The 23,293-nt window shown below is 70.4% G+C and carries 22 protein-coding genes and 5 tRNA genes; 18 read left to right on the forward strand and 9 right to left on the reverse strand.

Annotated features, from left to right (window positions below; all coding sequences use genetic code 11):
• The coding region (locus ABT186_RS36855; RefSeq protein WP_351928828.1) for a sensor histidine kinase at window positions 1-2,304 on the reverse strand (2,304 nt) is incomplete at its 3' end.
• A gap of 600 nt (window positions 2,305-2,904) precedes the next feature.
• On the opposite strand from ABT186_RS36855, the gene ABT186_RS36860 reads away from it, so the two are divergent.
• The 9 genes from ABT186_RS36860 (at window position 2,905) to ABT186_RS36900 (ending at window position 7,004) form a co-directional block, all read left to right on the forward strand.
• Window positions 2,905-3,093 (forward strand): hypothetical protein, encoded by a 189-nt coding sequence (locus ABT186_RS36860; RefSeq protein WP_351237510.1) that lies wholly within the window; start codon window positions 2,905-2,907, stop codon window positions 3,091-3,093.
• Window positions 3,094-3,295: 202 nt separating this feature from the next.
• Window positions 3,296-4,090, forward strand: coding sequence for a fumarylacetoacetate hydrolase family protein (locus tag ABT186_RS36865; RefSeq protein ID WP_351237508.1), 795 nt, complete (start codon window positions 3,296-3,298; stop codon window positions 4,088-4,090).
• Window positions 4,083-5,558, forward strand: coding sequence for a glutamate--tRNA ligase (gene gltX / locus ABT186_RS36870; protein WP_351928830.1), 1,476 nt, complete (start codon window positions 4,083-4,085; stop codon window positions 5,556-5,558). Before ABT186_RS36865 ends, gltX begins: the two co-directional genes overlap by 8 nt.
• A 113-nt stretch (window positions 5,559-5,671) precedes the next feature.
• Window positions 5,672-6,403 (forward strand): HAD family hydrolase, encoded by a 732-nt coding sequence (locus tag ABT186_RS36875; RefSeq protein ID WP_351234711.1) that lies wholly within the window; start codon window positions 5,672-5,674, stop codon window positions 6,401-6,403.
• Between the two features lie 90 nt (window positions 6,404-6,493).
• A tRNA-Gln gene (locus ABT186_RS36880) sits at window positions 6,494-6,565 on the forward strand.
• Window positions 6,566-6,604: 39 nt separating this feature from the next.
• A tRNA-Glu gene (locus ABT186_RS36885) sits at window positions 6,605-6,677 on the forward strand.
• A 62-nt stretch (window positions 6,678-6,739) separates the two neighbouring features.
• Window positions 6,740-6,812: transfer RNA gene (locus tag ABT186_RS36890), tRNA-Glu, on the forward strand.
• A 20-nt stretch (window positions 6,813-6,832) separates the two neighbouring features.
• Window positions 6,833-6,904 (forward strand) — tRNA-Gln (locus tag ABT186_RS36895).
• Window positions 6,905-6,931: 27 nt separating this feature from the next.
• A tRNA-Glu gene (locus tag ABT186_RS36900) sits at window positions 6,932-7,004 on the forward strand.
• A gap of 50 nt (window positions 7,005-7,054) precedes the next feature.
• On the opposite strand, the gene ABT186_RS36905 is transcribed toward ABT186_RS36900, so the two are convergent.
• Window positions 7,055-7,699, reverse strand: coding sequence for a MerR family transcriptional regulator (locus ABT186_RS36905; protein ID WP_351234713.1), 645 nt, complete (start codon window positions 7,697-7,699; stop codon window positions 7,055-7,057).
• Window positions 7,700-7,787: 88 nt separating this feature from the next.
• On the opposite strand from ABT186_RS36905, the gene ABT186_RS36910 reads away from it, so the two are divergent.
• Complete coding sequence (locus tag ABT186_RS36910; protein ID WP_351928832.1) at window positions 7,788-8,303, forward strand: DUF4188 domain-containing protein; 516 nt, start codon at window positions 7,788-7,790, stop codon at window positions 8,301-8,303.
• Window positions 8,304-8,452: 149 nt separating this feature from the next.
• Here the strand turns inward: ABT186_RS36910 and ndgR are convergent, their stop codons facing one another.
• Entirely contained in the window at window positions 8,453-9,169 is a 717-nt protein-coding gene (gene ndgR / locus ABT186_RS36915; RefSeq protein WP_023546516.1) for an IclR family transcriptional regulator NdgR, read from the reverse strand.
• Between the two features lie 190 nt (window positions 9,170-9,359).
• On the opposite strand from ndgR, the gene leuC reads away from it, so the two are divergent.
• The 4 genes from leuC (at window position 9,360) to ABT186_RS36935 (ending at window position 12,635) form a co-directional block, all read left to right on the forward strand.
• On the forward strand, window positions 9,360-10,784 hold the full coding sequence (leuC, locus tag ABT186_RS36920; RefSeq protein WP_351928834.1) for a 3-isopropylmalate dehydratase large subunit: 1,425 nt from the start codon (window positions 9,360-9,362) through the stop codon (window positions 10,782-10,784).
• A 5-nt stretch (window positions 10,785-10,789) separates the two neighbouring features.
• On the forward strand, window positions 10,790-11,383 hold the full coding sequence (leuD, locus tag ABT186_RS36925; RefSeq protein WP_351234719.1) for a 3-isopropylmalate dehydratase small subunit: 594 nt from the start codon (window positions 10,790-10,792) through the stop codon (window positions 11,381-11,383).
• A 267-nt stretch (window positions 11,384-11,650) separates the two neighbouring features.
• The gene (locus ABT186_RS36930; RefSeq protein ID WP_351234721.1) at window positions 11,651-11,881 is read left to right on the forward strand and encodes an SCO5555 family protein; all 231 of its coding nucleotides are present in this window, start codon (window positions 11,651-11,653) and stop codon (window positions 11,879-11,881) included.
• Window positions 11,882-12,008: 127 nt separating this feature from the next.
• A complete protein-coding gene (locus ABT186_RS36935) occupies window positions 12,009-12,635 on the forward strand; it encodes an HU family DNA-binding protein (protein WP_351234723.1) in 627 nt (208 codons plus the stop codon).
• A 75-nt stretch (window positions 12,636-12,710) separates the two neighbouring features.
• Here the strand turns inward: ABT186_RS36935 and ABT186_RS36940 are convergent, their stop codons facing one another.
• On the reverse strand, window positions 12,711-12,914 hold the full coding sequence (locus ABT186_RS36940) for a hypothetical protein (protein ID WP_351928836.1): 204 nt from the start codon (window positions 12,912-12,914) through the stop codon (window positions 12,711-12,713).
• A gap of 101 nt (window positions 12,915-13,015) precedes the next feature.
• Window positions 13,016-13,663 carry a 2-phospho-L-lactate guanylyltransferase gene (gene cofC, locus ABT186_RS36945; protein ID WP_351928838.1) on the reverse strand — a complete coding sequence of 216 codons (648 nt, stop codon included), beginning with the start codon at window positions 13,661-13,663 and terminating at the stop codon, window positions 13,016-13,018.
• Window positions 13,664-13,854: 191 nt separating this feature from the next.
• Here cofC and ABT186_RS36950 point away from each other — a divergent pair, with 191 nt between their 5' ends.
• From ABT186_RS36950 to ABT186_RS36960, 3 genes are read left to right on the forward strand one after another with little or no spacing between them, the layout of a single operon-like run.
• Window positions 13,855-14,625, forward strand: coding sequence for a lysophospholipid acyltransferase family protein (locus tag ABT186_RS36950; protein WP_351234730.1), 771 nt, complete (start codon window positions 13,855-13,857; stop codon window positions 14,623-14,625).
• Window positions 14,622-15,632, forward strand: a complete 1,011-nt coding sequence (locus ABT186_RS36955) for an NAD(P)H-dependent glycerol-3-phosphate dehydrogenase (RefSeq protein WP_351234732.1) — start codon at window positions 14,622-14,624, stop codon at window positions 15,630-15,632. Before ABT186_RS36950 ends, ABT186_RS36955 begins: the two co-directional genes overlap by 4 nt.
• A 59-nt stretch (window positions 15,633-15,691) precedes the next feature.
• Window positions 15,692-16,849 carry a D-alanine--D-alanine ligase family protein gene (locus ABT186_RS36960; protein WP_351928840.1) on the forward strand — a complete coding sequence of 386 codons (1,158 nt, stop codon included), beginning with the start codon at window positions 15,692-15,694 and terminating at the stop codon, window positions 16,847-16,849.
• 11 nt (window positions 16,850-16,860) lie between these two features.
• On the opposite strand, the gene ABT186_RS36965 is transcribed toward ABT186_RS36960, so the two are convergent.
• Together ABT186_RS36965 and ABT186_RS36970 are read right to left on the reverse strand one after the other, a co-directional pair.
• Complete coding sequence (locus ABT186_RS36965) at window positions 16,861-17,343, reverse strand: DUF3515 domain-containing protein (RefSeq protein ID WP_351234736.1); 483 nt, start codon at window positions 17,341-17,343, stop codon at window positions 16,861-16,863.
• Between the two features lie 20 nt (window positions 17,344-17,363).
• The gene (locus tag ABT186_RS36970) at window positions 17,364-17,597 is read right to left on the reverse strand and encodes an Lrp/AsnC family transcriptional regulator (protein ID WP_028802415.1); all 234 of its coding nucleotides are present in this window, start codon (window positions 17,595-17,597) and stop codon (window positions 17,364-17,366) included.
• Window positions 17,598-17,803: 206 nt separating this feature from the next.
• Here ABT186_RS36970 and ABT186_RS36975 point away from each other — a divergent pair, with 206 nt between their 5' ends.
• On the forward strand, window positions 17,804-18,769 hold the full coding sequence (locus tag ABT186_RS36975) for a thiamine-phosphate kinase (RefSeq protein WP_351234737.1): 966 nt from the start codon (window positions 17,804-17,806) through the stop codon (window positions 18,767-18,769).
• Window positions 18,770-18,860: 91 nt separating this feature from the next.
• Here the strand turns inward: ABT186_RS36975 and ABT186_RS36980 are convergent, their stop codons facing one another.
• Window positions 18,861-20,063, reverse strand: a complete 1,203-nt coding sequence (locus tag ABT186_RS36980) for an FAD-dependent monooxygenase (protein WP_351234738.1) — start codon at window positions 20,061-20,063, stop codon at window positions 18,861-18,863.
• A gap of 35 nt (window positions 20,064-20,098) precedes the next feature.
• Window positions 20,099-23,227 (reverse strand): AfsR/SARP family transcriptional regulator, encoded by a 3,129-nt coding sequence (locus ABT186_RS36985; RefSeq protein WP_351928842.1) that lies wholly within the window; start codon window positions 23,225-23,227, stop codon window positions 20,099-20,101.
• Between the last annotated feature and the right edge of the window lie 66 nt (window positions 23,228-23,293).

The following is a 23,293-nucleotide window of genomic DNA, read 5'->3' on the forward strand; positions in this document are numbered from 1 at the left end:
CCCGGGTCCACCGGTCGTGCCGGTACCGAAGGACGAACCGCTCTGCTGGGCCTGGCGACGGGCCGCGGCCACACCGGCGGCGGCCTGCGCGGCGGCCGGACCACCGGACTGCGGGGCGCCCTGGCCCGGCTTGCCCGGAGCGGGCTTCTTGCCGCCCTGGGCGACGTCGACCGGGAGCATGACCAGCGCGGTCGTACCACCGGAGTCGGACGGGCGCAGCTGGATGCGGATGCCGTGGCGCTGCGACAGACGACCGACCACGAAGAGGCCCATGCGGCGGGAGACGGAGACGTCCACGGTGGGCGGCGAGGCGAGCCGCTCGTTGATCGCCGCGAGGTCCTCGGGGGACAGACCGATACCGGTGTCGTGGATCTCGATCAGCACGCGGCCGTCGGGCAGGGCGTGACCGGTGACCTTGACCTTGGTCTGTGGCGAGGAGAACGAGGTGGCGTTCTCCAGCAGCTCGGCGAGCAGGTGCACGAGGTCGTTGACGACCCGGCCGGCGACCTCGGTGGCCGGGACAGCGGCCAGCTCGATGCGCTCGTACTGCTCCACCTCGGACGCGGCGGCGCGGAGCACGTCGACCAGCGGGACCGGGCGGGTCCAGCGGCGGCCGGGCTCTTCACCGGCGAGGACGAGGAGGTTCTCACCGTTACGGCGCATACGCGTCGCGAGGTGGTCGAGCTTGAACAGCGAGGACAGCTGGTCCGGGTCGGCCTCGCGGGACTCCAGTTCGGAGATCAGCGACAGCTGGCGCTGGATAAGACCCTGGGAGCGACGCGAGAGGTTGGTGAACATCGCGTTGACGTTGCCCCGCAGCAGGGCCTGCTCGGCGGCGAGGCGGACCGCCTCGCGGTGCACGTCGTCGAAGGCCGCGGCCACCTGGCCGATCTCGTCCCGGGAGTGCACACCGACCGACTCCACGGACGTGTCGACGTCCTGCGGGTCGGACTCGGACAGCTGCTTGACCAGCTCGGGCAGACGGTCCTGGGCGACCTTGGTCGCGGTCTCCTGCAGACGGCGCAGCGAGCGGATCATGGAGCGGGCCACGACGAAGGCGCCGACGAGGGAGACGCCGAGGACGAGGAGGATCAGCGCACCAGAGATGATCGCCTCCTGCTGGGAGGCGCTCTTCAGCTCGCGGGCCTTCTGCTCCATGTTCTCGAGGAGCGTGCCCTCGATCTTCTTCATCTGCTCGATCTTGGCCGAGTCGTCGTCGACCCAGTCCTTGTACGAGCGCTTGTCCTGCGTCTTCAGGCCGCCCGAGCTCTTGAGGACGCGGCTGGCGTAGGTGTCGGCGGCCTCGATCGTCGGGCTGCCCTGGTCGATCGGCTTCGTCAGGTCCTCGGCGCCGTCGCCGTAGATGCTGCGGAAGCTGTCGAGTTCGGAGTCCTGGCTCTCCAGGGCCGACAGGGCGTACTGGCGGTCGTTCTCGGAGAGATCGCCGAAGTCGGTGTTGGTCGCGGGCAGGGCCGCCGCGATGACCGCGCGCTGCACGGACGCGTACTCCTTGGCGGTGGAGAAGGCCGCCAGGGCGCGGGTGCGCTGGATCATCTCCGGGTTGCTCGTGGCCTCCGCCATGTCCTGGGACAGGCTGAGCAGCTGGGAGATCAGTCGGTGGTACGCCTCGACCGTCTGTGTGGAGTTCTTCGGGTCCTTGTAGGCGCTGGCCCGGATGGAGCTGAGGTTGTTCAGCTCGCTCGCGATGCCGACGACGCTGTCGCGGACGCCGGAGAGCCGGCCGCTGTCGGAGGCGTCGCCGATCTCCTGGGTGCCCTCCAGGAAGGAGGAGCGGGCCCGGTTGGTCTTGTCGCGGACGCCCTTGACCGTGTAGTCGGTCGCCGACGCGCCGTGGGCGAGCGGTCCGGCGGACTCGTCGCGCTCCTCCTGGAGCGCCTCGGCCAGCTGGGTCGCCTGCTTGGTCATGTCCGTCAGCAGCTTCATGTTGTCGAGCTGCTGGATCTGGTCCATGTTGTCGCTGATACGCAGGGCGCCGAGCGAGGTGGCGGCCACCACGGGAAGCGCGAGCAGCGAGACCAGACGTGTGGAGATGCGCCAGTTGCGCAGGGCTATCCGTGAGCCCGGATCCACCGGAGCGGCGCTGCTCCTGGGCGGCGCGGTCGGCGTGGGGGCCGCGGCCGCGGGTACGGGCGCACCGGTGCGCCCGGGCCGCTCGGGGCCGCCGGCAGCCGGTGCCGGGTTCTGGGCGTGCTGGGGCGCGGAGCTGCCTTTCATGGGGCCAGTCCCGCCGTGCGGCTCCGGCTCCGCCGAAGCGCTGCCATCCCTCTTGAAACGTCCCTGCACTAGCGTCGCAACCTCTGGACCAGGCGCCCCTCCGCGCAAACGGCGGGACGGTGTCGGCGTCGTGAGGGGCGCCCTGAATGCGCCCCCCGGGTGGTCGTGAGTGACCGGCGCTGGCTCCCCCTGCCCGCCGCTTCCCGGCGCTGCTTTGCGCCCCTGCGCGCCGGTGCGATCCCGCGGCGGTCCGTGGAATTCCAGCACAGTGCAGGATCTCCAACAAGGCCAACGGGCGAGCCTGTGACCACAGTGACACCTTGTGAGGGCAGCGTCACGAGACGTGGATAGTTATCTCACGCATAAAGGACTTATGGCTGCGAATTGGTGGTGCGGGCAGGGTGTCCCAGTCGCCATGATCGGGAGCGGAATGCGGGCTTCAGTAGGAAGATGTCCGTTTTGTCGAGGTGGGTCGACGGCGTGAATTGACCCTTTTGCCCTTAGGTAAGTGAGCAAACTCACACGGGGGCAAGGCCCTCTTCGGGGCTTCGCGCGGGAATTGCATGTTTAGCCTGACGCTTTACAGGGATGGCGAATCCGACAACCCGCGCCCCGGCGACGGCCCTTGAGGCCCGCCGGGCGCCTGCAACGACAAGGTCAACGACACCAGTGAAGACCACGATGATGTTCCGCACCATAGCCAACCCGCGGCGGACGACGCTGGCGCACCTCGCCGACGCCGCCGAGCTGCAGGCACCGGCGACGCCGGAACCCTCCGTCGACCTTCCCACCCAGACCGCCAATCCCAAGCGCACCGTTCTCATGGAGGTCCCGGTCCAGGCCTCCGCCGCGCTGTAATACGCGCATCGGGCGCTGCTTGCTCAAAGCGTGCCCGCGAGAACTTGCCCACGTGCTTGATCACGTGCTTGATCGCGTAAGCCACGGTGGCGCCCTGCTCAACGCGCGGGGCGCCCGCCGTAATACGCGAAGCGCCGGCCCCCTGCCGCGTTAGCCTGGAGCGTCAGACTCCAGCCAGCTCAGTGAGGGGCGCAAGGATCCCGTGCGCATCGCCAGATTCTCCATCGACGGGAACGTCGCCTTCGGCGCGGTCGAGGGTGACAAGCCGGACGAGCTCGTCCTCGACATCATCAAGGGCATCCCCTTCGCGGACTTCGAGCTCTCCGGCACGAAGGTGCCGCTGGCCCCTTCTGATTCAAAAGCGAGGGTCAGGCTGCTGCCGCCGGTGCTCCCCAACAAGGTCGTGGCCTTCGGCCGCAACTACGCGGAGCACGCCCGGGAGCTGGGCAACGAGGTGCCGGAGGCCCCGTTCGCCTTCTTCAAGCCGTCCACCTCGGTGATCGGCCCCGGCGACGAGATCGCGTACCCCTCCTTCTCCCAGGAGCTGCACCACGAGGCCGAGCTGGCCGTGGTGATCGGCCGTATGTGCCGAGAGGTCCCGCGCGAGCGTGTCAAGGACGTGATCCTGGGCTACACCTGCGCAAACGACGTGACCGCACGCGACGTCCAGCGCCGCGAGAAGCAGTGGGCCCGGGCCAAGGGCTTCGACACCTCCTGCCCGCTCGGCCCCTGGGTGGAGACCGACCTCGACCCGAGCGACCTCACCATCCAGCTCACGGTCAACGGGCAGCAACGCCAGCTCGGCCGTACGAGCGAGATGATCCACCCGATCGAGGATCTGATCGTGAACATCTCCGAGGCCATGACGCTGCTCCCCGGCGACGTGATCCTCACGGGCACCCCCGCGGGGGTCGGCCCCCTCAACGTCGGCGACGAGGTCGCCGTCACCATCGAAGGCATCGGCACTCTCACCAACAAGGTGATCAAGCGTGGCTAACGCGAACGTCCGCGTACGTTTCTGTCCGTCCCCGACCGGCAACCCCCACGTGGGCCTGGTCCGCACCGCCCTGTTCAACTGGGCGTTCGCCCGTCACACCGGCGGCACGTTCGTCTTCCGTATCGAGGACACGGACGCGGCCCGCGACTCGGAGGAGTCGTACGTCCAGCTTCTGGACTCGCTGCGCTGGCTGGGCTTCGACTGGGACGAGGGCCCCGAGGCCGGTGGCCCGCACGAGCCGTACCGCCAGTCGCAGCGGATGGACATCTACAAGGACGTCGCCAAGAAGCTCCTGGACGGCGGGTACGCGTACCACTGCTACTGCACGACGGAGGAGCTGGACACCCGCCGCGACGCCGCCCGCGCCGCCGGGAAGCCGTCCGGGTACGACGGCCACTGCCGTGATCTGACCGCCGAGCAGGTGGCGGCGTACGACGCCGAGGGCCGCACGCCCATCGTCCGCTTCCGTATGCCCGACGAGACGATCACCTTCACCGACCTGGTCCGCGGTGAGCTGACCTTCACGCCGGAGAACGTTCCGGACTACGGCATCGTCCGCGCCAACGGCGCACCGCTGTACACGCTGGTGAACCCGGTCGACGACGCCCTGATGGAGATCACCCACGTCCTGCGCGGCGAGGACCTGCTCTCCTCGACCCCCCGCCAGATCGCCCTCTACAAGGCGCTGATCGAGCTGGGCATCGCCAAGGCCGTGCCCGAGTTCGGCCATCTGCCCTACGTGATGGGCGAGGGCAACAAGAAGCTGTCGAAGCGTGACCCTCAGTCGTCGCTGAACCTCTACCGAGAGCGCGGCTTCCTGCCGGAGGGCCTGCTCAACTACCTCTCCCTGCTGGGCTGGTCGCTCGCGCCCGACCGCGACATCTTCACGATCGAGGAGATGGTCGCCGCCTTCGACATCGCGGATGTGAATCCCAACCCGGCCCGCTTCGATCTGAAGAAGGCCGAGTCGATCAACGCCGACCACATCCGGCTGCTCGATGTGAAGGAGTTCACCGAGCGCTGCGCGCCGTGGCTGAAGGCCCCGTTCGCGCCCTGGGCGCCCGAGGACTTCGACGAGGCGAAGTGGCAGGCGATCGCCCCGGACGCGCAGACCCGTCTGAAGGTCCTCTCCGAGATCACGGAGAACGTGGACTTCCTGTTCCTGTCCGAGCCTGTTCACGACGAGGCGTCCTGGGCCAAGGCCATGAAGGAGGGGGCGGCCGAGCTGCTGAGCACGGCTCGCGCCAAGCTCTTCCAGGCCGACTGGACCAGCGCGGAGTCGCTGAAGAACGCCGTCCTCGCGGCCGGCGAGGAGCACGGCCTCAAGCTCGGCAAGGCCCAGGCCCCGGTCCGCGTCGCGGTCACCGGCCGCACGGTCGGCCTGCCGCTCTTCGAGTCCCTTCAGGTGCTGGGCAAGGAGAAGACGATCGCCCGCATCGACGCGGCGCTGGCGAGGCTGGCGGCGTAGCCGCTGCTTGATCGGCGTTGGTCCATATGCGGGGGCGGCACACCCGACCGGGTGTGCCGCCCCCTTTTGCTTTCGGGCAGTACCGTTTGCTTTCGGGCAGTACCGTCGGCGTCATGGCGATCACAGCTGTCGTGTGGGACGTGGACGACACCCTTTTCGACTACACCACCGCCGACCGCGCCGGTATGCGGGCGCATCTGGCCGCCGAAGGCCTGCTGGACGGGTACGAGACCGTGGAGCAGGCCCTCGTGCGATGGCGGGAGATCACCGATGCGCAGTGGGCGAGGTACGCGACCGGAGGGACCTCCTTCGAGGGGCAGCGCCGCGACCGCGTACGGGTCTTCCTGGGCGAGGAGCTGACCGACGAGGAGGCCGACGCCTGGTTCCGGCGCTACCGGGACCACTACGAGGCCGCCTGGGCTCTCTTCCCGGACGTCCTGCCCGCCCTGGACACTCTTGCCGCCAGCCACCGACACGCCGTGCTGTCCAACTCCAGCATCCACGTCCAGGAGTACAAGCTCCGCGCCCTCGGCGTCCGTGACCGCTTCGAGAGCGTTCTGTGCGCCGCCGAACTGGGCTTCTCGAAGCCGGACGCCCGGGCCTTCCGGGCTGCCTGCGACGCCCTGGGGCTCGACCCCCGCCATGTGGCGTACGTCGGTGACCACCCGGAGGTCGACGGGCGAGGGGCCGCGGAAGCGGGTCTGATGCCGGTCTGGATCTGCCGGGATGCCGCACTCACCAGCGGCGACGCAGGGGTCGGCCTGTACCGGATCTCCTCCCTCGCCGAACTCCCCGCGATACTCCAGGCGGATACCCGTTTTGGAGCGCCGTCCACCTTCAGGTAATGTTCTTCCTGCGCCGCCGGGGAGCGGGCCGAAAGGCCGGAACCGGAGGCGCAAGCTAGAACAAGATCCCCTCAGGGGCTTGCGTTCCAGTGGCCTATGGTGTAATTGGCAGCACGACTGATTCTGGTTCAGTTAGTCTTGGTTCGAGTCCAGGTAGGCCAGCTCGCAGAGCTCATCTGCAACTGCGGATAAGTTCCGCAAGCCCCCGTTGTGTAGCGGCCTAGCACGCTGCCCTCTCAAGGCAGTAGCGCCGGTTCGAATCCGGTCGGGGGTACAGATCCTTCCCGCGAGGACAGTCAGGGTAGCTCCCGCTGTTGTCGATGCAGGATCGCTAGGGCCCCCGTTGTGTAGCGGCCTAGCACGCCGCCCTCTCAAGGCGGTAGCGCCGGTTCGAATCCGGTCGGGGGTACTGACTGGTCTAAACCACATTGGTCTATGGTGTAATTGGCAGCACGACTGATTCTGGTTCAGTTAGTCTTGGTTCGAGTCCAGGTAGACCAGCTCGGACCTGCGGAAACGCAGGATCCCGCCCCCGTTGTGTAGCGGCCTAGCACGCCGCCCTCTCAAGGCGGTAGCGCCGGTTCGAATCCGGTCGGGGGTACACGGTACGAAGGCCCTCCAGTTCGCTGGAGGGCCTTCGCCGTTCCCGGCTCACTCGATGCCGTACCGCCGCGCCGACTCCTCCTCCTGGGCCAGCCGGTGCAGTGCGCGCAGCACCGGCTGGAAGAGCACGGCCGCCGCGACCGCCGTCTCGACCTTCTCCTCCTCCGAGGCGTGCGTCTCCATGAAGTCGAGGTCGCGTTGTGCCACCTGGTGCATCAACTCCGCGTACGGCGCCATGAGTTCGGCGTCCCAGGGATAACCGAGCCGGATCAGTGTGGCCACCGACACCACCAGCGAACGGTGCACGGGGGAGAGGGGGGCGAGTTCGCGGGCGGTCTTCCAGCCGAGGCGTTCCAGCAGCCGGTCCACCTCGTGGCGGGCCGCCACCACCGCCGGATCCTCCTCGTCCGGCTCGGGCCCCTGCGGCAGCGCCCACAGGGCCGCGCCCAGCCGGATCGTCCGCCCCAGCGACTCGTCGTCGACGTGCCCGAGGACCTCCTTGGCGGTCGCCACCGGCACCCGGCCCACCTGGATCAGCGCCCTCACCAGCCGCAGCCGGCGCAGATGGCTCTCGTCGTACTCGGCCGTCGTCGCGTTGACCTGGCGACCCGGCGCCAACAGCCCTTCGCGCAGGTAGTACTTGATCGTCGCGGTGGGCACACCGCTGCGTTCGCTCAACTCCGCCAGCCGCATGTCTTGCGCCTTCCCTCGGGTGGCGCCACTATCCAAGCACGGCATGATCGGATAGTGCAGCTAACCAATGCGATGGCGAGGGGATGCCATGATCGGGAAGCCCGTGGCCGCAGGCCGTACCACCGCGGCGGCCGAAGGAGAGGTGGTCGTCCTGCTGATCGGCATGCGGATCAACCACTTCTGGGCCGTCCATCACTGGCTGCCGGTGTTCCTGGCGATGCCGCGCATGCTGCGCGAGCTGAGGAAGGACCCCGGCCGCGGGCTGCTCGGTCATGTTCTGCTGACGGCCTCCCCGCGGACGTACTACGTCGTCCAGTACTGGGAGTCCAGGGAGAAGCTGTACGCGTACGCGACGTCGCCCGACATGTTCCACCACCGGGCGTGGGCGATCATCAACCGCAAGGAGAAGGCGGGGAAGGTGCGACAGCACGTCGGACTGTGGCACGAGACGTACGTCTCGCCCGAGGGGTCGTACGAGTCGATCTACGCGGACATGCCGGCGTTCGGCCTCGCCGCGGCGCATGGACAGGTGCCGGTGGAGCGGCGGGGGCGGTTTGCGAAGGACCGGTTCGCTCATCGGTCGGGGAGGGGCGTGAAGGCCTGAGCGGTGTGGCGGGCGCGGGTCGTCTGTGGTTGACCGCGCCCGCGCGGCACGTCGTATGCCGATACGGCTGCGCGCCCCTTGTGGGGCGCGCTGCACAACCGGGGGAGGGGCCTGCCGCGGCGTTGAGGCCGGCCCCGTTCCCGGTGGCGTCAGCCGGAGCGGCGCAGGGCCTCGGAGAGCCGGGCGGCGGCGTCGATGACCGCCTGGGCGTGCATACGGCCCGGGTGGCGCGTCAGGCGCTCGATGGGGCCGGAGACGGACACCGCGGCCACCACGCGGTTGGAGGGGCCACGCACGGGCGCGGACACGGATGCGACGCCCGGCTCGCGCTCCCCGATGGACTGGGCCCAGCCGCGGCGCCGCACACCCGACAGGGCCGTCGCCGTGAAGCGGGCGCCCTGCAGACCGCGGTGCAGCCGCTCGGGCTCCTCCCAGGCCAGCAGGATCTGCGCGGACGAGCCGGCCTTCATCGTGAGCGTGGAGCCGACCGGGACCGTGTCCCGAAGGCCCGACAGGCGCTCCGCGGCGGCCACGCAGATACGCATGTCCCCCTGGCGGCGGTAGAGCTGCGCGCTCTCGCCCGTGACGTCCCGTAGGTGGGTCAGCACCGGCCCCGCCGTCGCCAGCAGGCGGTCCTCGCCCGCCGCCGCGGCCAGCTCGGCCAGCCGGGGGCCGAGAATGAAACGGCCCTGCATGTCTCGCGCCACCATGCGGTGGTGTTCCAAGGCCACGGCCAGGCGGTGAGCCGTGGGTCGTGCCAGTCCGGTGGCCCCGACCAGACCCGCGAGGGTGGCCGGACCGGACTCCAGAGCGCTCAGGACGAGGGCCGCCTTGTCCAGAACGCCGACGCCGCTACTGTTGTCCATGCAACGATACTCGCGTCTCACTCTGTGAAACGCAAGTTCAATTTTCCGTGGAACGCGCCACCCTGGATGGCACGACGGCCCGCGGACCAACGGGCCCGGCGGCACACGCCCGGAAACCAGGGGCACGGGCGCCGCCACCCCAAGATCTCTAGTTGAGTCGGTGCACTCTTTGCCGGCCGGAGGGAAAGCGATGGGTAGGACACTCGCGGAGAAGGTCTGGGACGACCACGTCGTCCGGCGCGCCGAGGGCGAGCCCGACCTCCTCTACATCGATCTGCACCTGCTGCACGAGGTGACCAGCCCGCAGGCCTTCGACGGGCTGCGCAAGAGCGGCCGGCAGGTGCGACGGCTCGACCTCACCATCGCGACCGAGGACCACAACACCCCCACCCTCGACATCGACAAGCCCATCGCCGACCCGGTCTCCCGGGCCCAGCTGGAGACGCTGCGCAAGAACTGCGCCGAGTTCGGTGTCCGCCTGCACCCGCTCGGCGACGTCGAGCAGGGCGTCGTGCACGTTGTCGGCCCGCAGCTGGGCCTGACCCAGCCCGGCACGACCGTCGTCTGCGGCGACTCCCACACCTCCACGCACGGCGCCTTCGGTGCGCTGGCGTTCGGTATCGGCACCTCCCAGGTCGAGCATGTGCTGGCCACCCAGACGCTGCCGCTGGCCCGCCCGAAGACCATGGCCATCACGGTCGACGGCGAGCTGCCCGAGGGTGTCACCGCCAAGGACCTGATCCTGGCGATCATCGCGAAGATCGGCACCGGCGGCGGCCAGGGCTACATCCTGGAATACCGCGGCCCGGCCATCGAGAAGCTCTCGATGGAGGCCCGGATGACCATCTGCAACATGTCGATCGAGGCCGGCGCCCGCGCGGGCATGATCGCCCCCGACGAGACCACCTTCGCGTACCTCAAGGGCCGTCCGCACGCCCCCGAGGGTGCCGACTGGGACGCCGCGGTCGAGTACTGGAAGACCCTGCGCACCGACGACGACGCGGAATTCGACGCCGAGGTCCACATCGACGCCGCTTCCCTCTCGCCGTTCGTCACCTGGGGCACCAACCCCGGCCAGGGAGCGCCGCTTTCGGCGTCCGTCCCCGACCCTGCTTCGTACGAGGACGCTTCGGAGCGTCTGGCCGCCGAAAAGGCCCTGGAATACATGGGGTTGGAGGCGGGGCAGTCGCTGCGCTCCATCAAGGTGGACACGGTCTTCGTAGGTTCCTGCACCAATGGGCGCATCGAGGACCTGCGCGCCGCCGCCGCGATCCTGAAGGACCGCAAAGTCGCCGACGGCGTACGGATGCTGGTCGTCCCGGGCTCCGCGCGCGTGGGCCTGCAGGCCGTTTCCGAGGGCCTGGACGTGGTCTTCAAGGAGGCCGGCGCCGAATGGCGGCACGCGGGCTGCTCGATGTGTCTCGGCATGAACCCCGATCAGCTGGCCCCGGGTGAGCGCTCCGCGTCCACCTCCAACCGCAACTTCGAGGGCAGGCAGGGCAAGGGCGGCCGTACGCATCTGGTCTCGCCGCAGGTCGCCGCCGCAACCGCGGTCACCGGCCGCCTGGCCTCCCCGGCCGACCTGTCCGACGCCCCCGCGCCCGCTGGAGTCTGAGAGCCATGGAAGCATTCACCACCCACACCGGCCGGGCCGTCCCGCTGCGCCGCAGCAACGTCGACACCGACCAGATCATCCCCGCCCACTGGCTCAAGAAGGTCACGCGGGACGGATTCGAGGACGGGCTGTTCGAGGCCTGGCGCAAGGACCCCGAGTTCGTGCTCAACCGCCCGGAGCGGCAGGGTGCCACGGTGCTGGTCGCCGGCCCCGACTTCGGCACCGGCTCCTCCCGTGAGCACGCTGTCTGGGCGCTGCAGAACTACGGCTTCAAGGCGGTCATCTCCTCCCGCTTCGCCGACATCTTCCGAGGTAACTCGCTCAAGAACGGCCTGCTCACGGTCGTCCTGGAGCAGAAGATCGTGGACGCGCTGTGGGAGCTCACCGAGAAGGACCCGACGGCTGAGGTCACTGTGGACCTTGAGGCGCGTGAGGTGCGCGCCGAGGGCATCACCGCCGCCTTCGAGCTGGACGAGAACTCCCGCTGGCGGCTGCTGAACGGCCTGGACGACATCTCCATCACCCTCCAGAACGAGGCCGACATCGCCGCGTACGAGGCGGAGCGCCCCGCGTACAAGCCGCGGACGCTCCAGGTCTGACCCCCGGCCCCCTGCAAGGGCTGGTTTCGGCCACCGCAACACCCCTCTGTACCCCCAATCGTGGACGGTTGGGGGTACAGCTGTATCCGGCCCCGAAAGGGTCCTGCGCGCCGCCTCGGGAGCCGTCAACTTCCGTAGCTGCAAAGGTCATTGCCGGGGTAGGCGCGTTTCGGTGGCGCGATGCGCCCAGGTGCGCGGAAGGCCTCGGAGAGGCGGCAGTTGCCCCCAGCGGGGGCGACAACTCGCCCCAGATGGCACAATCTGTGCATGGACAACGACGGCCAACTCGAGCTCTATACGGCGGTCGCGGCCCAACTGAAGGAAGCGCACGCAAGGGTGCGCGCACTGCAAGTCCCGGAGGGCGTACGGATGGCGCTGACCCGGAAGCTGCTGGTCATTACGGCCGCGGCCAAGCACGATCCCGCCGAAGCAACCAGGCGTCTCAAGCGGTTCATGACCGACCTCGACGAGGAGCGAATCCCCGAAGGGGAACTCTGAGGCGGCCGAGTCTGTTGCGGCACAAGGGTGATAAGCCCGTTTCGTGTTTGATTTGCGGTATATATCTGCCTAACGTGCGAAAAAGCTTGAACACTTTCGTTCTGGCGATGTCTCCGAAGGGGAAGACGTGAACAAGGCGCAGCTCGTAGAAGCGATTGCCGACAAGATGGGTGGCCGCCAGCAGGCCGCCGATGCTGTCGACGCGGTCCTGGACGCCATCGTCCGCGCGGTCGTCGGAGGCGACCGGGTCTCGGTGACCGGCTTCGGTTCGTTCGAGAAGGTGGAGCGTCCGGCCCGTTACGCCCGCAACCCCCAGACGGGCGAGCGGGTCCGGGTCAAGAAGACCTCTGTGCCGCGCTTCCGCGCGGGCCAGGGCTTCAAGGACCTGGTGAGCGGCACGAAGAAGCTGCCGCGCGGCGGCGAGGTCGCCGTCAAGAAGGCCCCCAAGGGAAGCCTCACCGGCGGAGCCGCGGCCACGGTCAAGAAGGCCGCGGCCAAGAGGGTCACGAAGAAGGCGGCGCCCGCGAAGAAGGTCACCGCGAAGAAGGCGGCGCCCGCGAAGAAGGTCACCGCCAAGAAGACGACGGCGAAGAAGGTGGCTGCCAAGAAGACCACGGCGGCCGCCAAGAAGACCGCGGCCAAGAAGACCACCGCCAAGAAGGCGGCGGCCAAGAAGGCCCCGGCGAAGAAGGCCCCGGCCAAGAAGTCCACGGCGCGCAAGACCACCGCCAAGAAGGCCACCGCCCGCAGGTGAACCGGGGCGCGCAGGCACCAACGCACCGGGCCGGGCTCCCAGAGGGAGCCCGGCCCGCGGTCTGTTCGGGCACGCTCAGAAGGTGTGCAGGGTCACCAGCGTGATGTGCCGGGCGTCGCCCTCGCCCTCCACGTCGATCCGCACCCGCTGCCCCGGGCGCAGGAGCCTCAGCCCGCCCGCGTCGAAAGCCGGCGCGTCGAAGGGGAGCGGAGTGCCGTCGTCGAGCAGCACCTGACCGGTGCGGGTCTCGGGGTCGTAGGTGTACGCGGTCGCCTGCATGACGGAAGCCTATCGATCGCCCCATGGCGTTGCTCGGCCCCTGCCCGCGCAGGGGTGTGCCGTGCCGACCGGAAGCCTGTCCCCAGGTCTGCAGCGGGTCGTCAGCCGCGCGGCCGGCCCGGGATGAGCAGTCGTGCCGCCGCCGCTGCCGTACGCGGGCCCACGCCCAGTGTCAGCGCCGCGCGCAGGTCGTCGCCGGTGTCCACGTCCTGGCGTACCGAGTCCACCGCGTCGAGCGCGAGTTCCACCGCACCCGAGGCACGGTGCCGCACACGCGAATCCGCGCCGAAAGCGGGCAGCAATTCCCGGCCCGGGCCCGCGGCCAGCAGCGTCGTACCGATTCCGGCGGCGTCGGGCAGAAAAGCGCGCGGGAATTCGGCGGCCGCATCCAGAACCCGTGCCAATTCCATGGGGCGCAGCGCCGGGAGATCGGCGTTGAGGGCCGCGACGGCGGCGCCCGGCCCGGTCCGTCGTACGACCGCCGCCGCGTGCGTGAGCGCGGCGTTCAGGCCGCCCGCGGGCTCGTCCGGGACCACGCGGGCTCCCAGGGCCGCCAGCTCGTCCCTGGCGAGCGGGTCGCCCGTGACGACCGCCACATCACACACCGCCGCACAGGCGAGCGCCGCCGCCACCGTGTCCTGCGCGAAGGCGAGGGCCAGCCCCGGACGCAGTGCGTCCGCCGCGGTGTCCGAGAGCCTGCTCTTGGCCCGCGCCAGGGCTTTCAGGGGTACGACCACAGTCCACTGCACGAGCGCTCCGTCCCTGTCTTGTCGCGTCCATTGTCACCCGGCTCCACGGCGATGCCCGATGCTCCCTCCGGCGGGCGGCACGGCGGGGCGTACCGTGTGCTCGACAGACAGGCTGCCTGGGGCGACACTTGTGCGGCCCACAACCCCCAGCGCCAGGCTTCCGAGCCGGGTCCCTAGAGGAAGGTGTCCGCGTGCCCCGCCGCAGAATCGGCTTCTGGTACCGCTTCGCAGCGGTCCTCTGCAAACCACCGCTGGTGGTTCTGCTCAAGCGGGACTGGCGCGGAATGGAGAACATTCCGGCCGAGGGCGGATTTATCACAGCGGTGAACCACAATTCCCATGTGGACCCCTTCGCCTACGCCCACTATCAGTACAACACGGGGCGTGTTCCGCGTTTCCTCGCCAAGAGCGGCCTTTTCAAGAAGGGATTCGTCGGCGCCGCGATGCGTGGCACCGGGCAGATCCCCGTCTACCGCGAGAGCACGGACGCGCTCAGCGCCTTCCGGGCCGCGATCGACGCCGTGGAGCGCGGCGAGTGCGTCGCGTTCTACCCCGAGGGCACCATCACCCGGGATCCGAACCAGTGGCCGATGACCGGCAAGACCGGTGCCGCCCGTGTCGCCCTGCAGACCAAGTGCCCGGTGATCCCCGTCGCCCAGTGGGGCGCCAACGACCTGCTGCCGCCGTATGCCAAAAAACCCAACCTCTTTCCGCGCAAGACCCACCATGTGCTCGCGGGCCCGCCCGTGGACCTCACGCGCTTCTACGACAAGGACATGTCCCCGGAGCTCCTGAAGGAGGCGACGGAGGTCATCATGGCTGCCATCACCCGCCAGCTGGAGCAGATCCGCGGCGAGCAGGCGCCGGAGAAGCCGTACGACCCGCGCGAGGTGCGCATCGAGCAGCGCCGCCGCAGCGCCGCACAGGAGCAGGCACGGCAGAAGGAGGAGCAGGGCCAGTGAGCAAGCCGGTCAAGGCGGCCGTGTTCGGCACGGGATCGTGGGGGACGGCCTTCGGCATGGTGCTCGCCGACGCCGGGTGCGAGGTCACCCTGTGGGCACGCCGCGCCGAACTCGTCGAGGCCGTCAACTCGACCCGTACGAACCCGGACTACCTGCCGGGCGTCGAACTCCCCGAGAACCTGCGGGCCACCACGGACCCTGCCGAGGCCGCGCGCGACGCCGACTTCACGATACTCGCGATCCCCTCGCAGACCCTGCGCGGGAACCTCGCCGAGTGGACGCCCCTGCTGGCGCCCCACACGATCCTCATCTCCCTGATGAAGGGTGTCGAACTCGGTTCCGCCATGCGGATGAGCGAGGTCATCGAGGACGTTGCCAAGGTCGGCCCGGAACGCGTCGCCGTCGTCACCGGACCCAACCTGGCCCGGGAGATCGCCGCCCGCATGCCGGCCGCCGCCGTGGTCGCCTGCACCGACGAGACCGTCGCACAGCGGATCCAGGCCGCCTGCCACACGCCGTACTTCCGGCCGTACACCAACACCGACGTCGTCGGCTGTGAACTCGGTGGCGCGGTCAAGAACGTCATCGGCCTGGCGGTCGGCATCGCGGACGGCATGGGCCTCGGTGACAACGCCAAGGGCTCGCTCATCACGCGCGGACTCGCCGAGACCACCCGGCTCGGACTCGCCATGGGCGCCGACCCGCTGACCTTCTCGGGACTCGCGGGCCTCGGGGACCTGGTGGCCACCTGCTCCTCGCCGCTCTCGCGCAACCACACCTTCGGCACCAACCTCGGCAAGGGCATGACCCTCGAGGAGACCATCGCGGTCACCAGGCAGACCGCGGAGGGCGTCAAGTCCTGTGAGTCCGTACTGGATCTGGCCCGTCGGCACGGCGTCGACATGCCCATCACCGAGACGGTCGTCGGCATCGTCCACGAGGGCAAGCCGCCGGTGGTCGCACTCAAGGAACTGATGTCGCGCAGCGCGAAGCCCGAACGACGCTGAGCGAACCCGCGCCGCCTGCGCTGTCTCAGGGCACTGCCTACGGGTACTCTCAACGCGATATGAGCACCGAGAACCTCCCCCAGAGCCCTGAGCAGCCGCCTCGCAAGCCGCGCGTCGCCGTCGTCTTCGGCGGCCGCAGCTCCGAACACGGGATCTCCATGGTCACCGCCGGCGCGGTGCTGCGCGCCATCGACCGGACGAAGTACGACGTCCTGCCGATCGGTATCACCCGGGAAGGCCGTTGGGCGCTCACCGCCGACGAACCGGAGCGCATGGCGATCATCGACCGCCGGACACCCAGCGTCGACGATCTCGCCGAATCGCACGAGGGCGGCGTCGTCCTGAGCGTCGACCCCGCCAGCCGTGAAGTGGTCTACAGCGAGCCCGGTTCGGTGCCCAAGGCGCTGGGCGAGGTCGATGTGGTCTTCCCGGTGCTGCACGGTCCGTACGGCGAGGACGGCACCCTCCAGGGCCTCCTCGAGCTGTCCGGCGTCCCGTACGTCGGTTCGGGCGTCCTCGCCTCGGCCGTCGGTCAGGACAAGGAGTACATGAAGCGGGTGTTCACCACGTTCGGGCTCAAGGTCGGCCCGTACGTGGTGATCCGGCCGCGCGAGTGGCAGCGCGACGAGTCCGCCGCCCGCAAGAAGATCATCGATTTCGCGGGCGAGCACGGCTGGCCACTGTTCGTGAAGCCCGCGCGCGCGGGTTCGTCGATCGGCATCACCAAGGTCGACGACCTCGCCGGCCTCGACGAGGCGATCGCCGAGGCCCAGCGGCACGACCCGAAGATCCTCGTGGAGGCGGCCGTGCGCGGCCGCGAGATCGAGTGCGGAGTCCTGGAGTTCGAGGACGGGCCGCGCGCCTCGGTGCCCGCCGAGATCCCGCCGCCGGACGCGCATGCGTACTACGACTTCGAGGCGAAGTACATCGATTCGACGCCCGGCATCGTGCCCGCGCCGCTGACCGACGAGCAGACCGCCGAGGTCCAGCGGCTCGCGGTGGAGGCGTTCGAGGCCGCGTCCTGCGAAGGCCTGGTGCGTGCGGACTTCTTCCTCACCGACGACGGGGAGTTCGTGATCAACGAGATCAACACGATGCCCGGCTTCACGCCGATCTCCATGTACCCGCAGATGTGGCAGGCGAGCGGGATCGGCTACGGCGATCTGGTGGACCGCCTGATCCAGTCGGCCCTGCGGCGTTCAACGGGCCTCAGGTAGGAAGAGACGCACTAGAAGGCGATCCCCTTGGGGATCGCCTTCTTGATGGCGGGGGCCACATCGACGAGCGGTGCCATGCCTCCGCCCGTGCGTGCCTTCGGGATGCTCACCTCGACGTACGCCTGGCGCAGCGTCGTGGTGAAGCGGAACGATCCGTCGTTCTCCTTCTGCAGCAGCCAGCCGACGTCATTGACCTCGACGCCGTCCGCCTCCGAGTCGCTCATCTGCGCGGGCCGCGGAACGCCGCAGCGCAGTATGATCGCCGGGCTTCCCCAGCCCGCCGTGAGCGCGGACCGGGGCTCGGGATCGTTCCGGTCGCGGTCTTCCACCTTCCGCGGCAGCACCTTGTCCAGGTTCTGGCACAGCTTCGCGACCTTCGCGTCCGGGCTGGGAACCGCGGCGGACGGGCTGTCGTCGCTTGAGGAGCAGCCCGTTGCGACGATCAGCAGGGCGAAGACGGGCAGACCGAGAAGCCGGTGACGGAAGATGCTCACCGGCCCAGGGTAGACGGGGGCTACAGGTGCACGACCGGGCAGGTCAGGGTGCGGGTGATGCCGTCCACTTGCTGGACCTTGGCGACCACCATGCGGCCCAGTTCATCGACGGTGTCTGCCTGGGCGCGCACGATGACGTCGTAGGGACCCGTCACGTCCTCGGCCTGGATGACCCCAGGGATCTTGCTGATCGTCTCGGCGACGGTCGACGCCTTGCCGACCTCCGTCTGGATCAGGATGTACGCCTGTACCACGGAACCTCCAGGGCGGCCACGAGGATCATGTGGGGAGAAGGGACGCCACGGTATCGCGTCGCCGCTCGCCACGGGGAGACCCGCGGGGGCTGTGGCGTGAGCGCCGGGGAACACCGGCGACACAAGTTGACGGTCGACTCGACCGTATCGAGGACGATGACGGCTCGCGACCGGGCGCGGCAGGCAAGAGAAGGGGACGTACGACGATGAAGGGCACCGTGGGGGAGCTGGGCGAGTTCGGGCTCATCAGGGAGCTCACCTCCCGCCTCACCACCACCCCGGCGGTCCGGGTCGGCCCCGGCGACGACGCTGCGGTGGTCGCCGCGCCGGACCGCCGTGTGGTGGCGAGCACCGACATCCTCCTGGAGGGACGGCACTTCCGCCGTGACTGGTCCACCGCGTACGACGTCGGGCGCAAGGCGGCCGCGCAGAACCTCGCGGACATCGCCGCGATGGGCGCCGTGCCGACCGCGCTGCTGCTCGGCCTCGTCGTCCCCGCCGAACTGCCCGCCGCCTGGCCCACCGAGCTGATGGACGGCCTGCGCGACGAGTGCCAGGTCGCGGGTGCGGCCGTGGTCGGCGGCGATGTCGTACGCGGCGACACGATCATGATCTCGATCACCGCGCTCGGCGATCTGCGCAACCACGAGCCGGTCACCCGGGCCGGTGCCCAGCCGGGCGACGTGGTCGCCGTCACCGGCTGGCTGGGCTGGTCCGCGGCCGGGCACGCGGTGCTCTCCCGCGGCTTCCGCTCGCCGCGCGCGTTCGTCGAGGCGCACCGGCGCCCCGAGCCGCCGTACCACGCGGGTCCGGCCGCGGCGGGACTGGGCGCGACCGCGATGTGCGACGTCAGTGACGGGCTCATCGCCGACCTCGGGCACATCGCCGAGGCGAGCAAGGTGCGGATCGACATCCGCTCCGGCGCCATCGACATCCCCTCCCAGATGAACGACATCGGGCAGGCCGTGGGCGTCGACCCCATCCAATGGGTGCTCACGGGGGGTGAGGACCACGCGATCGTGGCAACCTTCCCGCCGGACGTGAAGCTCCCGGCGCGCTGGAAGGTGATCGGCGAGGTGCTCAACCTGTCGGCGTTGCCCCAGGTGACGGTCGACGGGGCGCCGTGGACCAGCAAGGGCGGCTGGGACCACTTCGGGGACATCGAGGCCTGATTCTTCGGCGCGTTCGCCTCCGGGGCGCCGCCGTGTCGATATGCGCCTGCCGGCACGCCCCTTCGGCTCACTCGCGGGGCGGCCGGCGCCGTCACGCGGGGTACTCGGGCAGTTCGATGTCCGTCGCCGCCTTCTGCGTCAGCCGCTTGAGGAAGCCGGCCAGGGGGCGCGAGCTGAGCAGCCGGTACATCCGGTCCCGGCTGCGGATGCGGCGCTCGGTCGCCGGGGCGAAGAACGGGCCCGCGTTGCCGGAGATCTTCTGGCAGCCCTTGGCGAAGTCCCGGATCCGCGCCTCGTACGCGGCCAGGGCGCTGCGGTGGTCGCCGCCCGCAAGCGCGAGTTCGCCGGCCAGGACGTACGAGCCGACGATCGCCACGCCCGTCCCCATCCCGCCCATGGTGGCGCCGTATCCGGCGTCCCCGAGGAGCACCACGCGCCCCTTGGAGAGGCGGTCGACATGGATCTGGGCGATCGCGTCGAAGTACAGGTCGTCGGCGTCCTCCAGGGCCTTGAGTACCGTCGGCGCCTCCCAGCCCATCCCCGAGAACCGTTCGGCGAGGATCCTCTTCTGCGCGGCGACGTCCCGGCGGTCGTACGTCAGCCGCTCGGAGCGGAAGACGAGCAGCGCGCCCGCGCGGTCCGGATCGCCGTCGTAGTTGCCGATCACGACCGCGCGGCCGGGCTCGCTGTAGACGCGTCCCGTGCGGTCCAGGCCCAGATGGTTGGGGACGTCGAACCCGGCCACGTAGTGGTCGAAGAAGCGCAGGTAGCGGGACTCGTCGCCGAAGACCAGGCCACGGGTGTGCGAGTGCAGTCCGTCCGCCGCGACGACGAGGTCGAAGCGGCGGGGCGCGCCGCGCTCGAAAGTGACGTCGACGCCGTCGGGGGTCTCGGTGAGCGTGGCGATGGAGTCGCCGAACACGTACTCCACGCGGTCCTTGGTGCGCTCATACATGATCCGCGCGAGGTCGCCGCGGAAGATCTCCACGTCGCCGCTCATCATCTCGGCCGGCAGGTCGACGCGCGGGGTGCCGTCGGGGCCCACGACCGTCTGCCGGCCCATGTGGGTCTGGTGGGCGTGGATGTCGTCCCAGATGCCCATCTCGGTCAGCACCCTGCGGTGCACGTGTCCGCGGAAGTCGACCGCGAAGCCTCCCGTGCGCAGGGCGGGCGCCTTCTCGACGACTGTGACGCGGGCGCCGTACCGGGCGAGGTTCAGGGCGGCGGCCGGTCCGGCGACGCTGGCGCCGGAGACGAGGACGTTCAGGTTGCCGATGTCGTGTGTGTTCGTCATGGGCACGAGTTTCGAAGGCGGCGCTGACCGTGTTCCTACCGTTCGCTGACCGCCGCTGACCGCAGACGTCGTCCCTGGTCGAAGGCCTTTTCATACGCTTCGGGGGACAGCTTCTTGCGGGTTGACCGCTCGGTGCGTACGACATCGGGGTCGCCCAGGAGCGGCGCGCCCCGCAGGGCCGTGGCGGCGCCGAGGAGGACGGCGGCGCGCTCGGGGGACTCGGCGACGGACGCCAACGCCTCGGCGGTCTCGGCGAGTTCGAGCCCACCCGGCCCCTCCGCGGCGAGGCCGGCGGCCTGCCCGAACCAGTCGCGTGCCTCCGCCACGCGCCCCTCGGCGGCGGCCGTGCGGCCGAGCCCGATGAGGATACGGACGCTCTCCCCGATGCTGAACCAGTTGGCGGCGCACGCCTGGAGGGCCCTTTCGTACTCCACGCGCGCGTGGGCGGTCTCACCGGAGAGCCGGGCCACGTCACCGAGGCCCCGCCGGGCGGCGGCCACCTTGTCGGGGACACCGGCGGTGCGGGCGAGGGCGCCCGAGTCCTCGAAGTGGGCGGCCGCGCCCTCGAAGTCGCCGCGGTGCAGCAGCACGATCGCCCGGGTGCGCAGCAGGTCCGCCATCTCCTCCGGCGCCTGAAGCTCCCTGACATGCGCCAGGCCCTCGTCGAGAAGCTCCAGGGCGCGCCCGTGTTCGCCACGCCAGTCGGCGAAGCCGCCCAGCGGATCGAGGCAGTTGGCCATGCCCCAGCGGTCGCCGGTCGCGCGGAAGCCGGCCAGGGCGCTCAGGAAGCCGGCCTCCGAGTCGGCGGCACGGCCCGCGAACTGCGCCTGGTAGGCGAGCCCCAGGTCCAGCAGCGCGCGGCCCCATGGGTCGTCGCCGATCTGCACGGCCCTCAGCTTCTCGTCCGCGGAGAACAACGGGCCGCCGGTGAGCGCCCACAGAACCATGGTGAACGGCAGCCGCAGCGGCCTGTCCAGGGCACGCATGACCTCGGCCACGCGCGCGATGCGGTCGGGTTCGGCCGGGTCGTCGCCGCGTCCGGTGACGGTGTTCATCGCGCACAGGGCGTACTCCTCGGCCAGACCCGCGGGCGGTTCGTCACCGACGGCCGCGAGCAGCGCGCGGGCGACCGGCACCTGCTCGCCGTGCGGACCGCGCAGCCGCCAGAACCAGGACAGGTGGGCCATGAGGCGCAGGGCGTCCCGGGGAGCCGTGGCCACGAGGTGGCGCAGCGCCGCGTCCAGGTTGCCGTGCTCGGCGGTCAGCCGGGCCAGCCAGGGCAGCTGCTCGCCGCTGCGGAGGTACGGCTCCGCCCGCTCGGCCAGCCGCAGGTGGTACGCGGCGTGCGCGTCCCGCATCCGTTCCCGCTCGCCCGCCTCCACGAGGTGCTCGGCGGCGAACGCCCGGATCGTCTCCAGCATCCGATAGCGGCCGTCGGTCACCTCCAGGAACGACTTCTCGGCCAGCGACGCCAACAGGTCCTCCGGATACGGGACCCCGCACACCGCCTCGACCGAAGCCGTCGTCGCGCCCCCGGAGAACACGGACAGGCGGCGCGCCAGTTCCCGTTCCTCGTCGTCCAGCAGGTCCCAGCTCCACTCCACGACCGCACGCAGGGTGCGATGCCGGGGCGCCTTGGTGCGGTCGCCCCGGGACAGCAGCCGGAACCGGTCGCCCAGGCGGTCGGCCAGTTCGTCCGGGGTCAGGGTGCGCAGCCGGGCGGCGGCCAGCTCGATGGCCAGCGGCAGCCCGTCGAGCGCGGCACAGACGTCCGTCACGCGCGCGTGGCCCTCGAAACCGGGCCGCACCGCGCGCGCCCGGTCCAGGAAGAGCCGTACCGCGTGCTCGGGCGGCAGCGGCGGCACCGGGCACAGCACCTCACCGGTGATCCCCAGCGCCTCGCGTCCGGTCGCCAGGACCCGTACGCCGGGGCAGGTGCCGAGGAGCAGGGCGGCGATCCGCGCCGCGTCCTCCACCAGGTGCTCGCAGTTGTCCAGCACCAGCAGCACCTCACGGTCCGCGAGGGCGTCCAGGAGCCGCTCCGTGGCGTCCGCGGTGGGCCCCCGGAACCCGTCGCGCACGCCGAGCGCGGTGAGGACGGCATACGGGATCCGGGAGCCGTCGGTGAGAGGAGCGAGCTCGACGAAGCAGACGTCGGGGGTGGTGGGGCGGGCGGGCGCGTAAACGCTTGCGCAAGCGTTTACGCCGGTGCCTGCGTGCGTGCCGTCCGTGCGGGCGCCCGCGCGAGTTCCGCCGTGGGCTTCGGCATACCTGCGCGCCGCTTCCGTGGCCAGCCGGGTCTTGCCCGCCCCGCCGGGCCCGGTGAGCGTGACCAGCCGGGTGCCGGGCGAGACCAGGAGATCGTGGATGCGGGCGAGTTCCGGGGCGCGGCCGATGAAACGGGTGAGCGGGGCCGGAAGCCGGGCGCTCCGGTCGGGGTCCGTGCCGCGCAGGAGAGCCTGGTGGAGGGCGGACAGCTCGGGCGAGGGATCGGCGCCGAGCTCGTCGGCGAGCGTGCGCCGGGCCTCCTCGTACACCGTGAGCGCCTCGGCGGGCCGCCCGCCCGCGTGCAGGGCCCGCATCAGCAGCCCGTACAGCCGCTCGCTCAGCGGGTGCGCGGCGAGCAGTTCGCGCAGCTCGGGGACGAGGCCGGAGTCGCCGCCCAGGGCGAGGTCCGCCTCGATGCGGTCCTGCACGGCGGCGAGCCGCAGCTCTTCGAGGCGGGTGCGCGGTGCGTGGGCATCGGGGAGGTCGGCGAGGGCGGGGCCGCGCCACAGGGCGAGCGCGTCCCGGAGCGTTGCCGCGGCCTCTCGGTGGTCGCCGCCCGCGAGGGCCGAGGAGCCCTCCCGGGCGAGCCGCTCGAAGCGGTGGGCGTCGACGGTGTCGGGGGAGACGGGCAGGCGGTAGCCGGTGGGGGTCGCTTCTATCTCCGTGTGCGGGCCGAGCCGCTTGCGGAGGCGGGAGATCTGCGACTGGAGGGCGTTGGCCGCGCCCGTGGGCGGCTCGTCGCCGTACAGGCCCTCGGTGAGGCGCTCCGTGGACACGGTCCGACCGGCGCCGAGGAGCAGCAGTGTGAGGAGGGCGCGGGGGCGGGGGCCGCCGGGGTCGAGCGGGGTGCCGTCTTCGGTGCGGACGTCGAGGGGGCCGAGGATACCGAAGCGCATGCCGCGGATTCTTACAGGCCGTGGCCGCGTGGGCACAGCAAAAAGCCGGTCCACGTCCGTGGACCG

Origin of the sequence: Streptomyces sp. NPDC001634, assembly GCF_040298185.1 — a bacterium.
Taxonomy (GTDB): Bacteria; Actinomycetota; Actinomycetes; order Streptomycetales; family Streptomycetaceae; genus Streptomyces.